At 69.9% G+C, this 11,948-nt stretch carries 16 protein-coding genes; 9 read left to right on the top strand and 7 right to left on the bottom strand.

The window, feature by feature from the left end; genetic code table 11:
• Positions 1 to 44: 44 nt before the first annotated feature.
• Genes EXE52_RS10475 through EXE52_RS10465 form a run of 3 tightly spaced genes read right to left on the bottom strand, consistent with a single transcriptional unit; the run spans position 45 to position 1,964 of the window.
• Positions 45 to 710: a cytochrome c biogenesis protein CcdA gene (locus EXE52_RS10475; RefSeq protein WP_089308594.1), complete on the bottom strand. Its 666-nt coding sequence runs from the start codon at positions 708 to 710 to the stop codon at positions 45 to 47.
• A gap of 16 nt (positions 711 to 726) precedes the next feature.
• On the bottom strand, positions 727 to 1,272 hold the full coding sequence (locus EXE52_RS10470) for a TlpA disulfide reductase family protein (RefSeq protein ID WP_007345106.1): 546 nt from the start codon (positions 1,270 to 1,272) through the stop codon (positions 727 to 729).
• Positions 1,269 to 1,964, bottom strand: a complete 696-nt coding sequence (locus tag EXE52_RS10465) for an SCO family protein (RefSeq protein ID WP_089308595.1) — start codon at positions 1,962 to 1,964, stop codon at positions 1,269 to 1,271. Before EXE52_RS10465 ends, EXE52_RS10470 begins: the two co-directional genes overlap by 4 nt.
• 207 nt (positions 1,965 to 2,171) lie before the next feature.
• On the opposite strand from EXE52_RS10465, the gene EXE52_RS10460 reads away from it, so the two are divergent.
• A complete protein-coding gene (locus EXE52_RS10460) occupies positions 2,172 to 2,378 on the top strand; it encodes a cold-shock protein (RefSeq protein WP_004595330.1) in 207 nt (68 codons plus the stop codon).
• Positions 2,379 to 2,593: 215 nt separating this feature from the next.
• Positions 2,594 to 3,301 carry a DNA repair and recombination protein RadB gene (radB, locus tag EXE52_RS10455; RefSeq protein ID WP_086219108.1) on the top strand — a complete coding sequence of 236 codons (708 nt, stop codon included), beginning with the start codon at positions 2,594 to 2,596 and terminating at the stop codon, positions 3,299 to 3,301.
• A gap of 126 nt (positions 3,302 to 3,427) precedes the next feature.
• On the opposite strand, the gene EXE52_RS10450 is transcribed toward radB, so the two are convergent.
• Positions 3,428 to 4,567: a CBS domain-containing protein gene (locus EXE52_RS10450; protein ID WP_049930836.1), complete on the bottom strand. Its 1,140-nt coding sequence runs from the start codon at positions 4,565 to 4,567 to the stop codon at positions 3,428 to 3,430.
• 126 nt (positions 4,568 to 4,693) lie between these two features.
• On the opposite strand from EXE52_RS10450, the gene EXE52_RS18510 reads away from it, so the two are divergent.
• From EXE52_RS18510 to EXE52_RS10440, 3 genes are all read left to right on the top strand, one after another.
• Positions 4,694 to 4,834, top strand: a complete 141-nt coding sequence (locus tag EXE52_RS18510; protein ID WP_167373089.1) for a hypothetical protein — start codon at positions 4,694 to 4,696, stop codon at positions 4,832 to 4,834.
• Positions 4,835 to 4,891: 57 nt separating this feature from the next.
• Positions 4,892 to 5,575: an HAD family hydrolase gene (locus EXE52_RS10445; protein WP_049930835.1), complete on the top strand. Its 684-nt coding sequence runs from the start codon at positions 4,892 to 4,894 to the stop codon at positions 5,573 to 5,575.
• A 68-nt stretch (positions 5,576 to 5,643) separates the two neighbouring features.
• A complete protein-coding gene (locus EXE52_RS10440) occupies positions 5,644 to 6,399 on the top strand; it encodes a hypothetical protein (protein ID WP_049930833.1) in 756 nt (251 codons plus the stop codon).
• Positions 6,400 to 6,433: 34 nt separating this feature from the next.
• On the opposite strand, the gene EXE52_RS18745 is transcribed toward EXE52_RS10440, so the two are convergent.
• Complete coding sequence (locus EXE52_RS18745) at positions 6,434 to 6,721, bottom strand: hypothetical protein (protein WP_241988243.1); 288 nt, start codon at positions 6,719 to 6,721, stop codon at positions 6,434 to 6,436.
• A 402-nt stretch (positions 6,722 to 7,123) separates the two neighbouring features.
• Between EXE52_RS18745 and EXE52_RS10430 the strand changes: the two genes are divergently transcribed.
• A complete protein-coding gene (locus EXE52_RS10430) occupies positions 7,124 to 7,900 on the top strand; it encodes an aldo/keto reductase (protein WP_089308596.1) in 777 nt (258 codons plus the stop codon).
• 93 nt (positions 7,901 to 7,993) lie between these two features.
• Positions 7,994 to 8,887 (top strand): tetrahydrofolate dehydrogenase/cyclohydrolase catalytic domain-containing protein, encoded by an 894-nt coding sequence (locus EXE52_RS10425; protein WP_089308597.1) that lies wholly within the window; start codon positions 7,994 to 7,996, stop codon positions 8,885 to 8,887.
• 67 nt (positions 8,888 to 8,954) lie between these two features.
• On the opposite strand, the gene EXE52_RS10420 is transcribed toward EXE52_RS10425, so the two are convergent.
• Together EXE52_RS10420 and EXE52_RS10415 are read right to left on the bottom strand one after the other, a co-directional pair.
• Positions 8,955 to 9,512 (bottom strand): diadenylate cyclase, encoded by a 558-nt coding sequence (locus EXE52_RS10420; RefSeq protein WP_049930827.1) that lies wholly within the window; start codon positions 9,510 to 9,512, stop codon positions 8,955 to 8,957.
• 143 nt (positions 9,513 to 9,655) lie between these two features.
• Positions 9,656 to 11,077: a bifunctional UDP-sugar hydrolase/5'-nucleotidase gene (locus EXE52_RS10415; RefSeq protein WP_089308598.1), complete on the bottom strand. Its 1,422-nt coding sequence runs from the start codon at positions 11,075 to 11,077 to the stop codon at positions 9,656 to 9,658.
• 276 nt (positions 11,078 to 11,353) lie between these two features.
• Between EXE52_RS10415 and rpl7ae the strand changes: the two genes are divergently transcribed.
• Positions 11,354 to 11,716 (top strand): 50S ribosomal protein L7Ae, encoded by a 363-nt coding sequence (rpl7ae, locus tag EXE52_RS10410; RefSeq protein ID WP_006112392.1) that lies wholly within the window; start codon positions 11,354 to 11,356, stop codon positions 11,714 to 11,716.
• A 6-nt stretch (positions 11,717 to 11,722) separates the two neighbouring features.
• Complete coding sequence (locus tag EXE52_RS10405; RefSeq protein ID WP_004595321.1) at positions 11,723 to 11,947, top strand: 30S ribosomal protein S28e; 225 nt, start codon at positions 11,723 to 11,725, stop codon at positions 11,945 to 11,947.
• Position 11,948 lies beyond the last annotated feature (1 nt).

Below are 11,948 nucleotides of genomic sequence, written 5' to 3'. Positions count from 1 at the left end.
GGAGCGAGACGCGGCCCGTCCGTGTTCGGGAGACGAGTCCGGCCTCAGTACACGACCAGCGAGAGGTACAGCTGGCCGGTCCCCGCGACGATCATCACGGCGCCCGCGATCCGCTTCAGCAGTCCCGCGTGGTTCATCACCCGGTTGGCGTTGCTGACGAGACCGACGCCCGTCGCGACGGTCGTCGCGGCCATCAGGACGGCGACGGTGCCGGCGTAGACGCCGAGGAGGAGTACCGCCGTCTCGGACGGGAGCGCGATCGCCCGGGCGACGACGCTGAGAAACACCGGGGCCACACAGCCGGCGCCGGCCAGCGCGTACCCCGCGCCGAAGACGCCGAACCCAAACACGCTCGACCGCCGCTCCGGCAGCGGCACGGATATCGACGGCGCGCGCCCGGAGACCACGAGCAGTCCGAAGGCGATCAGCAGCCCGCCGACGAGCGTCTCGAACACCGTGATGTTCGACAGCGTCGAGTAGCCGATCCGGACGGTCGCGCCCGCGAGCAGCGCGAACGTCGCTAACACGCCGACCGCGGCCGCGATCCCTCGAGCCCCCGCCCCGACGACGGACGCGGAGTCGGCGTCGACGGAGTTCACGTAGAAGCCCACGTATCCCGGCAGGAGCGGGTACGCGCACGGCGAGAAGAACGTTGTCACACCCGCGGTCACGGCCAGCGGGACGTTTGTCGCAAGCGAGACGTCGGTCATGAGTCGGGTCGCCCCGTCATCCGTCGAGCGCCTGCCGTATACCCTCGATGAACTCCTCGGTGGTGTGGGTCCCGGACGTGGCCCAGCGGACGCGCCCGGAGGCGTCGACGGCGCGCGCGCTCGGGTAGCTTCCGACGTTGAGTCGCGCCGCGAGTTCGGCGGAGACGTCGGCGGCGACGAGCCAGTCGCCGTCGTTCTCCCGCCACCAGTCGGCCACCGTCTCCTCGCTGACCGCCTCACCGACGGGCTCCGTCGTCACCGACACGAACAGCACCTCGTCGCCGATCCGATCGTGCGCCTCCGCGAGGGCCGGCATCTGCTCGGCGCAGGGCGGACACCACGTCCCGAAGAAGTCGACGAACGTCGGTCGGTCCGGGGCGGGCAGCGTCACCTCGCCATCGCGGCTCCCCGGCGCGTCGACCGTGTCGAGCGTTATCGGCTCGACGAGTTCGGGCGCGTCGCTGCCACCGAGCGCGTCCGGTACCCCGCCGGTCGCGACGGCCCCCGCGCCGCCGAGGACGCCGACGCTCGCGAGCCCCGCCAGGAGGTGCCGTCGCCTCACGCCGTGACCACCCGTCGGAAGTCGTCGACGATCCGTTCGACGTCGGTGGCCGGCCCGCGCGGGTACGCCCGCTCGACGATACCCCGCTTGTTGACCAGCAGGATGAGCCCGTAGTGCGGGAACGCGTACTCTAGGTTCTCGTACTGCTCGCCGTCCGTCTTCTCGATCTTGAGTCCGAAGTTCTCGTCCATCAGCTCCACGCCCGCCTCGTAGCTCTCCGGGCGGAGGAAGTGCCAGTTCCCGGCGTCGAGGTCGACGCCGCGCTGCCCGGCGTACTCGCGGAGCACGTCCGCCGTGTCGCGCTCCGGGTCGAAGGTGAGCGGGAGGAACGCGGCCTCGTCGCCGAACCCCTCTTCGGCGGCGACCTCCTGCGCGCGCCGCAGCCGGAGGATGAGCGCGGGACAGACGCCGTCGGGGCAGTTGGTGTAGAAGGACGTCCACAGGAACGCGCGTTCGCCCTCGAACTGCGTCGTCGATATCTCCTCGCCCGCGATCGGGTCGGGAACGGTGAACTCGGGCATCTCGTCGCCGTGGATCGGGTGGACCGGCTCGCCGCGATTCTGTTCCGGCGGGCCGAGGATCGTCCCGTCGTCGCCGGAGTCGCCGAGGACGCCGGCGCAGCCGGCCGTGGCGGTCGCGCCGGCGGCGGTTCCGGTGGCGGCGAGCGATCGGAGGAAGTGGCGGCGCTCCATGTCGTTGCCCGAACTACGTAGTCGCTCGTAAATGAACCCCGCGGCTGGTTGCGCGCGGTGAACACTACCGCGACCGCCGCAGACCGGCGAGACGTCCCTGAGAGACGGCCGTACACGGAACATCCCCGATAGACGAACGTCCGGAACCTCCGTGGTACCGTGGCCCTCGCAAGGGTTATCCCCAAACGGGCTGTACGTTTATTCGCAATGGCAAACGGTAAGGTTGATTTCTTCAACGACACTGGCGGCTACGGTTTCATCTCGACTGACGACGGCGACCTCGACGACGACGAAGACGTGTTCTTCCACATGGAAGACGTCGGCGGCCCGGACCTCGAGGAGGGTCAGGAAGTGGAATTCGACATCGAATCGTCCCCCAAGGGACCCCGCGCGACGAACCTCGTCCGCAACTAACCCCCACGTAGCGGACGGCGCGTCCGCACGCACTACCGGATTTCGGCCGTCGTTCGACGCGAATGGCGCCTATCTCCGTTTCTCTCACACTTATCACACCCCGACGAGCGCCGGCTCTCTCCGACGGGGAGTGACTCATTTCGACGTTGGACGGCGCTCTCCCGACGGCGACGCGATCGACCGTTTAAATACGAGCGCGGGCGGATCACTTCACAGTGAGCGATCCGATCCCGACCGGCTGTCGCCCGGTCGACGAGCTGTTGGGCGGCGGCTTCGAGCGCGGCGTCGTCACGCAGGTGTACGGGCCGCCGGCCGCCGGGAAGACGAACCTCGCGCTCGCGGCCGCGGTGGAGGTCGCGGCCGGCGGCGACCGCGCCCTCTACGTCGACACCGAGGGGCTCTCGATCGATCGGTTCGAGCAGCTGGCCGCGGGCCGCGCCGACGACCCGGACACCGACGAGACGGTCGATTCGATCGCCTCGCGGCTCGTGATCTCCGAGGCGTACGACTTCGACGACCAGCGCGAGGCGGTGCGCGACGCCGAGGAGCTCGCCGAGGAGGTCGAGCTGATCGTGTTGGACTCCGCGACGGGCTTCTACCGGCTGGAGCGCGCCGGTGACACCGAGGGCGGCGAGTCGCTTCGGAAGGTCGCGAAGCAGGTGACGCACCTCCTCTCGTTAGCCCGCCGTCACGACATCGCTGTGATCATCACGAACCAGGTGTTCACCGACCCGGACGGCGACCGCGACCGCGCGCTCGGCGGGAACACCCTCAACCACTGGACCGGGGCCATCCTGCGCGTCGACCGGTACCGCGGTGGGAACCGCCGTGCCACCCTCGAGAAGCACCGGTCGAAGCCGGCCGGCGACACCGCGACCTTCCGGATCGTCGGCGACGGACTCGCCGAGGGCTCGGACGCGTGATCGGCGGGGAAGAATGAGACGCAGCGACGGAAACGCACGCCGGAGACGGTCCCGTCCCGGCGGTGCGGTCGGGGTCTGTCGACGGCGACGCGAAGCGCGCGTCCGCCGTCGCGGGTCGCTACCGACTTAGAGGTCGCCGAGCTTCCGGAGGAGCTGGCCGCGGTATTCTTCGTCAGCGTTGACGCCCTTGATCTCCAAGACGTTCCGCTCCAGCTTGTCGAGCGCGACGTGGAAGGCGTGTTCGGCGCCGTACCCCTCGCCGGAGCCGCCGACCTGACCCTCGTTGGTGCGGAGGCGGATCTGACACTGGATCAGGGGCGTGCCGCGGAGCTTCTCCTTGTGCGCGTGGAGTCGGACGTGCGCGTGGATGACGTGCATGTCCGCGTACTTGTCGGCGACCTGCTCGATGGACTCAACGATGTGTTCGCGGGAGGTCCCCTCCAACAGGTCGACGTTGGTGATCTGGACGTCCATCGAATCCTGTTCGGTGAACGTGAGCGCGCGCAGCACGTCGGTCTTCGTCACCATCCCGGCGACGGTGTCGACGCCCTCGGGCGTGACGACGAGCCCGGAGACGTCGTTGTCGAACATGCGCTCGACGACCGCCTGGGCGGTCTCGGCGTTCCGCGCGGTGACGACGGGGCTCGACATGATGTCGTAGACGGGGATGTCGAGCATCCGGTCGATGTCGCCCGCGCGGTCGCCGCTGCCCTGTCGCTCTTGGTCGCGGACGACGAACTCCACGATGTCGTTCGTGGTGACGACGCCGACGAGGTCGCCGTCGTCGCCGAGGACCGGCAGTCGGGAGACGCCGTTCTCGCGGAGGCGGTTGATGGCGCGCCCGACGCTCTCAGTCTCACCGATGCCGATCACGTCCTCGGTGGCGATCTGGCCGACGGTGATCGCGTCGAGGCTGTCGAGGACGGCCTCGAGGATCTGGTCGACCGTGACGATACCGAAGAGCTTCTCGCCCTCGTAGACGGGCGCGATCTTCACGTCGCCCTCGACGAGGAGCCGGGCGGTCTCGCGGACGTCCTCGTGACGGTCGACGGAGGGCGCCGGCTTCATCACCGCCGACACCTTCGTGTCGTCCTCCATGCGCGAGCGCATGAGCTGTTTCTCCCCGACGACCCCGGCGTACTCGCCGTCCTCGACGACGACGATCCCCTTCGGGTTCTCTCGCTCGAAGATAGAACGGACCTTGGCGAGACGCTCGTCGACGTCGACCTCGACGTATTCCGGCACTGCGATATCAGAGATGTTCATGGTCCGTTCTGAGAGTTCGACGGGACGGGTATTGAAAGTGCGGGAGTTATCGCGCTCGCCGGGGGCGGTCGTCGGCCGCGCGCAATCCGCCTGAAGGTATTTGAGCGTCGACGGCGAAGCGATCCCGTGAGGTTCTCGACCGCGCTGATCGCCGTCGGCGTCGCGCTGATCGTGATCCCGCTCCCGGTACCGATCCCCTTCGTCGGCGTGATCGTCGGTGCGCTGGCGCTGCTCGCCGGGCTCTTCCTCCGGCTCTTCGGCGTCTGAGGCACCGACCGGCCGACGTGTGAAACCTTTTTGCCCGTTACCCACCCACGGCGATGCGTGTACGACGCCGTCGTCTTCGACAACGACGGGGTGTTGGTCGGGCGGACGCCGTTCGACACGCTCCGCGAGGCCGCCTGGGACGCCTTCGTGAGCCTCGGCGTCGAGGACCCGGACCTCGCCCACGTCGACGACGTCGCCGTCGGGGTCGACCCCGCCACCCTGGCCGACATCTGCGAGCGCTACGGCGTCGACCCGGCGGAGTTCTGGCGGGTCAGAGACGAGGTCGCGTCGGCGGCGCAGATCGACGCCGCCCGGGAGGGACAGAAGACGCCGTACGACGACGTGGACGTCGTCCGCGCGCTGGACGCCTCCCTCGGCGTCGTCTCCTCGAACCAGCAGGCGACCGTCGACGCGCTCTTGGACCACTTCGGGCTCGCGGACCACTTCGAGGTCGCGTACGGCCGCGACCCCTCGGTGGCCAGCCTCTCGCGGAAGAAGCCCTCGCCGTACTACATCGAGCGCGCCCTCGAGGACCTCGGCGCCGAGACGGCGCTGTTCGTCGGCGACAACGAGTCGGACGTGCGCGCGGCCGACAACGCGGGAATTGACTCCGCGTTCCTCCGCCGCCCTCACCGCCGGTCGACCGAACTGGACTGCCACCCGACCTACGAGATCGACGACCTCCACGACCTCGTGAGCATCTGCGGGCGAGCGCCGCCCGACGCCGACGGCGGGATCTGATTCGGCGTGTGACTCGCGACGGCCGCGCGATCAAAACGGACATGTGATCGGTCCCCGAAGCGCGAGCGATGCCCTCGCCCTCCGCGAGTCAGCCCCTCGACACAGACGCATCGGACGTGCGGTCCGTCGTCGCTCGCTACCGCCGGGCGGAGCGCGCCGTCGGCTGGACCCTCGCGCTGCTCGTCGTCGTCGCGTTTCTCGCGGCGGTCGTCGCCATCTCGTTCTGGCCCGGCGTGGCGGTCGGCGCCGTCATCGTCGTCGCGCTCCGCGTGCCCGTGTTTCGACGGCGCGGCTCGACTCGCCTCCGGACGGACGCGTCGCCCGGAGCGGTCGTCCGGCGGTTCGGGTCGGCGAGACCGCCGAACCTCGCGTTCCAGTGGGGCGTCGCCGACGAGGTCCGGAGCGCCGCCGACACGGCAGCGTCGACCGACGCCGCTACCGACAGAAGCGCGCCCGGGACGGACGCGACCTACGAGTTCTCGTACCTCCTCGGCCTCAAGTCGGTCGAGCTCGACCTCTCCGTCGACGTGAGCGGGAGGGACGCGGTCGACGACGCCGCGGTCGGCGAGAGCGATTCCGACCACCCGCCGGTCGCGACGGTCGAGATAGAGGGGACGGCGGACGGTCGGCCGTGGGCCTCGTACGCGGCGACGGTCCGCGAGACGACCGACGGCGGGACCGTCGTCGACCTCGAACTGCGACCGACGCGCCGGTTCGGCCTCCGGCGGCTCCCGCAGGGGCGGGTCGCCGAGCGGTACTACGCCGAGGCGCTCGCCGCGCAGGGGTACGAGGTCGTCGAGCGGTCGGTGTCGATGACGCGGTGAACCCCGATAGGACAACGGGACGAGCCGTCACGGTTCACGCGACGAGTTCCGTCTCGGGCGCGTCGACGACGGTCCGAGAGACGCTGTCGGCGTCGTCGGCACCGCGCAGGTCGACGCCGCGAAGGCGGAGCGCGAGCGCCGCGTCGTTCCGGGCCGCGGGCGACCGCGGTCGGAAGGCCGTCTCGACCGCGTCGCCGTCTTCGTCCTCGTGAACGACGACCACGTCGCCGTCCCTGAACTCGGCGCGCCGGACATCTCGCAGCGGTATCTCCGTCCGCGCGTTCCGGACAGCCGAGACGCAAACCCCGGCGAACCCGGTCACGAGCCCGAACGCGGCGATCCCGCCACCAGTCCCGCCGCTGCCGACCCACTCCAGTAGCGTCCCGAGCGCGGCGATAGCGGCGGCGACCGCCGACCCCGAAACGTCGCGACCGACGGAAGGCGCTCGGCCGTTCGCGAGGGCCCGGGGCGACCGCGACGCGTCCCGCGGCCGTCGGGAGCGACCACGCGCCGGTCCGGCTCATGCGGCGTCGGCGCCGACCACCGACGCGCCGCGCGAGCGCTGGAGGGCGGGTCGACGACTGTGTAAGGGGAAGGGAAACATGGGCGTCCGTACGAGGGCCGGGCTCGTAACTGCTGGCGTCAACTCACGGCCGCGAGCGCGGCCCCGCCGTCCAGCTCACACGGCGAGAGCCTTTAGTTCCCGTCCCGCGCACGTCGCGACATGGACCTCCCGCCGGTCGGTCTCGGAACGATGGGGATCGACGATCCGGGTGCGGTCGCGACGGCGCTCTCCGTCGGCTACCGCCACCTCGACACCGCTCGGATCTACGACAACGAGGCGGTCGTGGGCGACGGGCTCGCCGCCGGGCTGGCCGACGGCGACCTCGACCGCGGCGACGTGACCGTCGCGACGAAGCTCTGGACAGACGACCTCGCGGCCGGCGCGGTCGCGCCCGCGGCCCGCGAGAGCGCGGACCGGCTCGGCGTCGACGCGATAGACCTGCTGTACGTTCACCGCCCTCGCGGCGACTACGACCCCGAGACGACGCTGCCCGCCATCGACCGCGTGGGCGACGACGGACTCGTGCGGAACGTCGGCGTCTCGAACTTCGAGGTCGCGGACCTCGACCGCGCGATCGAGGTTCTCGGACGGCCGCCCGCGGCCCACCAGACCGAACTCCACCCGCTGTTCCTCCGACCCGAGCTACTCGGTCACGCCCGCGAACACGGGTATCCGGTCGTCGCCTACTCGCCGCTCGCTGGCGGTCGGGTGCGCGAGATCGACGCCGTCGCCGCGGTCGCCGAGGCGCACGACGCGACGCCCGAGGCGGTCGCGATCGCGTGGGCGGCCGCGAAGGAGCCGGTGGTGACGATCCCGAAGGCGTCGAGCGAGGCCCACCTCCGCGCCAACCTCGCGGCGGCCGACCTCGAACTGACCGACGCGGAGGTCGCCGCGATCGACGCCGTCGAGCGCGAGGAAGAGCTGTTCCCGGAGTAGTTGATCCACATATGCGTATAACCTGAGAGTTATGGGAGACTCGATACGCATGATCCCGGTTCACTTTTACCGCGGGGACGACGAGAATCGCTCATGACGGAGATCATCGACGGGGAGGCGGTCGCGGCGGACGTGCGAGACGCGGTCGCCGACGAGGTGTCGCGGCTGTCCGACTCCGGGGTCGAGCCGGGCCTCGCCACGGTGCTGATGAGCGACGACCCCGCCAGCGAGACGTACGTCTCGATGAAACAGCGCGACTGCGAGGAGGTGGGCATCGAGAGCTTCCATGTCGAGATCGACGCGGACGCGCCCGCCGAGCGGCTGTACGAGACGATCGACGACCTCAACGACCGCGACGACGTTCACGGGATATTGGTCCAGCTCCCGCTCCCGGACCACGTGGACAAGCGGACCGTCCTCCGGCGGATCGCCCCCGAGAAGGACGTTGACGGCTTCCACCCGGAGAACGTCGGCCGCCTCGTCGCGGGCGACGCCCGGTTCAAGCCCTGTACCCCCCACGGCGTCCAGAAGCTGCTCGCCGCCTACGACGTGGAGACGGAGGGCGCGGACGCGGTCGTCGTCGGCCGCTCCGACATCGTCGGCAAGCCGATGGCGAACCTGCTGATACAGAAGTCCCCGACCGGCAACGCGACGACGACCGTCTGCCACTCCCGAACCGAAGACCTAGAGGGGGAACTGGCCGACGCGGACATCGTCGTCGCGGCCGCCGGCATCCCCGAGTTCGTCGACGGCTCAAGCCTCAAAGAGGGCGTGACCGTGATCGACGTGGGGATCAACCGCGTCGACGCCGACACCGAGAAGGGGTACGAGCTGGTGGGCGACGTGGACTACGAGTCGGCGGAAGAAGTCGCGGGCGCTATCACGCCGGTCCCCGGCGGCGTCGGGCCGATGACGCGCGCGATGTTGCTGTACAACACGGTGAAGGCGGCCGGACTCCAGCGCGACGTCGAGGTCGACCTCGAGTAGCCGGGGCGGCGACGGACGCGCGCGGTCCCGCCGAAACCTCGCGGTCGTCGCTCGGTGGGGCGTCTGCCTACGTCTCGGGTCGCCACCGCCCCCCGATCTCGTCGCGAGGGTAGTCCTGGTACGTACCGTTCAGGAACGTCGTAACGCGTCCGTCCTCCTCGCTGAGCGTGATTCCCCAGAGGACGTCGTCGCGGAGCGACGTCTCCAAGGCGCTCATGTGTTTGGTCCCCATCCAGCCGGGGAACTCGAGGCCGTCGACGTCTTCGATCTCGCCGCGAGAGGGGTTCCGGACCCGCACCATCTGTCGCTGAACGGTACCGTCGCCGGTCACGATGACGGCCCCGTCTCGACTGAACGCCACGTCCCGGGCGACCTTCGTGAACGTATCACGCGACTCCGTGACAACGCGGCACCGGTCGACCGGCCACTCGTTGTCGCCGAGGGGGTCGGTGTAGTCGGCGAAGTTCACCTCGGCGACGATGAGGACGTAGAGACTGGGACCGCTCACGTACTGTTCGCCCCAGCCGTCGAATTCCATGCTCAGCGATTCGGCGGTGTACCTGATGTGATCCATCAGCTTCTGGCTCGTCGCGTACTTCCCGAGCACCTCGTCAAGCGCGTCCATGTGCTATATGTACACACGAAACAAACAGTGTTAAACTCTCTCTCGGTGACCCGACCGAACCTACCGGGGCCGTGACGCCGGACTCGCCGCTTCGAGACGCGATCCGACACTCGCATCCCGACCGCCCGCCCGTCGCCGCTCGTTCAGTCGTCGTCCGCCGCGGGGGCCCGGTTCCGGATCTCGATCCGTCCCTCAATTTCGGGGGCGATCCCGTGTTCGCGGGCGTAAGCGGCCAACACCTCGTACTGGATGTCCGCCTCGTCGACCCGATGACGCTGGCCGAGCGTCGGGTACTCGTGTTCGGAGTGGAGCAGGTACTCCGAGACGGCGACCGTGTAGCGCGCGTCCGGGTCGATGGGCTCGCCCCCGACGGTGGCTTCTAAGACCAGTTCGGCGTCGTCGTCCCAGACGACCCGGGCGTTCGAGACGTGGCCGTGCCACCAGTCGTCCTCGCCGAAGTCCACGTCGGGGGCGGCCATCTCGCGGAACACGTCGCTGAGCTCCGCGCCGGTGACCGACGCGAGCGCCACCGGCTCCTCGAACGGGATCAGGCTGATCAGGTCGGCCTTCGTCACGTCGCCCGTCCACGGGTCGCCCTGGCGGAGCCCGCCCGCGTTCGACAGCCCCACGTCGGCGTCGTGGACCCACCGGAACGCGTCCGCGACGAAGTTGCCGACGCGGCACTCCCCGCCGTGGACCACGTCGCCGGACCGCTCGATCGGTCGGTCGACGGTGTCGACGGTCTCGTCGAGGTCGGCCGCGGCCATCCGCTCGGCGAGCGCGTCGGCGAGCCCCGGCGCGGGGTCGGCCCCGTCGGGCTCGTGGAGCGTCGCGGCCGGCGGCTCGGAATCGAGGTCGATCTCGGCCACCGCCTCGCCGTTGACGCCGGGTCGGACGAGCAGGGTATCGTCGACGACCTCGTTCCGACGGCTGTGGACGTGGCCGCCGGCGACCGCGTCGACGTCGAGCTCGCGGGCGAGGTCGTCGTCGCCCGCGCCGAGGTGCGAGAGGACGACGACGTGATTGAGGCCCTCGTCGCCGCCTCCGCCTCTCTCGCGCTCGGCGACCGCGGCGCGCATCTCGGCCAGCGCGTCGCGCGCGGCCGAGACGGGGTCGTCGAACGAGAGGTCGGCGGCCATGGGGTTAAGCGAGTCCGTCGCGGGGTCGGTGACGCCGACGAACCCGACCGTCTCGCCGTCGACCTCGCGGGTTGCCCACGGGACGACGCCCTCGTCGCGGCCGAACGGCTCGCCGGCCTCGCCGCGGACGTTCGCGGAGACGAACGTCGCGGGCGAGTCGGCGACGAGGCCGCGGAGCGGGTCGGGACCGTAGTCGAACTCGTGGTTGCCGAACGTGTCGAGGGCGGTGTCAGTCACCTCGTAGAAGTCGAGGACCTGCCTGCCCGTCGCGACCAGCGAGAGGACGCCCGGCGCGGTCGTGTCGCCGGTGCCGACGACCGCGGCGTCGGGGCCCGAGAGCGCTCGGATCCGGCCGGCGAGGCGCGCCGCTCGCTCGGGGGCGTCGAAGACGTTCTCGATGTCGGAGTAGTGAACGAGGCGGACCATTCGTCGAGTCGACTGAGGGGCGAGCGACGCATAAAAAGCGCGGAGTGTCGCCGGGTCCGCCGCGGGCGGTGCGACGGCGACCGCGGTACGGCCGGTCCTGCCCGCGATCTCGCCCCGTGACTCCCGCTCGCACACGCGCGAGACATTGAAAGCGCTTTTATGGATGTCCTGACTACCACGGGGCACAGCCTCTGTGGGGTTGATGATGTGCCGTTCCGTTAGGGACCGACCACGGGACGGGCACGCGAGCCCGCACGGAGGATAGGTGAACAACATATGCCCGTTTACGTAGACTACGACACCCCGGCGGACCTCGCGGAGCGATCCCTCGAAGCGCTCGAGGTCGCCCGAGACACCGGTACCGTGAAGAAAGGAACCAACGAGACCACCAAGGCCGTCGAGCGCGGCAACGCGGACCTCGTCATCGTCGCCGAGGACGTCTCCCCCGAGGAGATCGTGATGCACCTCCCCGAGCTCGCCGAGGAGAAGGGGATCCCCGTCGCCTTCGTCGACACGCAGGACGAGGTCGGCCAAGCCGCCGGCCTCGAGGTCGGCTCGGCCGCCGCCGCCGTCGTCGACGCCGGCGACGCCGACGACGATGTCGAGGACATCGGCGAGAAGGTCGCGGAGCTCCGATAACCTCCCATGAGCGCAGAAGAGGGCACCGGCGACTCGACGACCGCGGAGGTCATCGAGGTCGTCGGCAAGACCGGGATGCACGGCGAGGCCATGCAGGTCAAGTGCCGCATCCAGGAGGGATCGAACCAGGGCCGGATCATCACCCGGAACGTCCTGGGTCCCGTCCGTCTGGGCGACGTGCTCCAGCTGCGGGAGACCCAGCGCGACGCCGACTCCATCGGAGGCCGATAAC

It is taken from the genome of Halorubrum sp. CGM4_25_10-8A, assembly GCF_005435025.1.
Classification (GTDB): Archaea; Halobacteriota; Halobacteria; order Halobacteriales; family Haloferacaceae; genus Halorubrum; species Halorubrum ezzemoulense.
The sequence above is the reverse complement of the archived record's forward strand: the minus strand, read 5'-3'. Positions and strand labels throughout refer to the sequence as shown.

Bases quoted from the DNA above. Each gene is read 5' to 3' on its own strand.
- EXE52_RS10475 (WP_089308594.1), bottom strand. From the start codon at position 710: ATGACCGACGTCTCGCTTGCGACAAACGTCCCGCTGGCCGTGACCGCG.
- EXE52_RS10465 (WP_089308595.1), bottom strand. From the start codon at position 1,964: ATGGAGCGCCGCCACTTCCTCCGATCGCTCGCCGCCACCGGAACCGCC.
- EXE52_RS10460 (WP_004595330.1), top strand. From the start codon at position 2,172: ATGGCAAACGGTAAGGTTGATTTCTTCAACGACACTGGCGGCTACGGT.
- EXE52_RS10450 (WP_049930836.1), bottom strand. From the start codon at position 4,567: ATGAACATCTCTGATATCGCAGTGCCGGAATACGTCGAGGTCGACGTC.
- EXE52_RS10440 (WP_049930833.1), top strand. From the start codon at position 5,644: ATGCCCTCGCCCTCCGCGAGTCAGCCCCTCGACACAGACGCATCGGAC.
- EXE52_RS10430 (WP_089308596.1), top strand. From the start codon at position 7,124: ATGGACCTCCCGCCGGTCGGTCTCGGAACGATGGGGATCGACGATCCG.
- EXE52_RS10425 (WP_089308597.1), top strand. From the start codon at position 7,994: ATGACGGAGATCATCGACGGGGAGGCGGTCGCGGCGGACGTGCGAGAC.
- EXE52_RS10420 (WP_049930827.1), bottom strand. From the start codon at position 9,512: ATGGACGCGCTTGACGAGGTGCTCGGGAAGTACGCGACGAGCCAGAAG.
- EXE52_RS10415 (WP_089308598.1), bottom strand. From the start codon at position 11,077: ATGGTCCGCCTCGTTCACTACTCCGACATCGAGAACGTCTTCGACGCC.
- rpl7ae (WP_006112392.1), top strand. From the start codon at position 11,354: ATGCCCGTTTACGTAGACTACGACACCCCGGCGGACCTCGCGGAGCGA.
- EXE52_RS10405 (WP_004595321.1), top strand. From the start codon at position 11,723: ATGAGCGCAGAAGAGGGCACCGGCGACTCGACGACCGCGGAGGTCATC.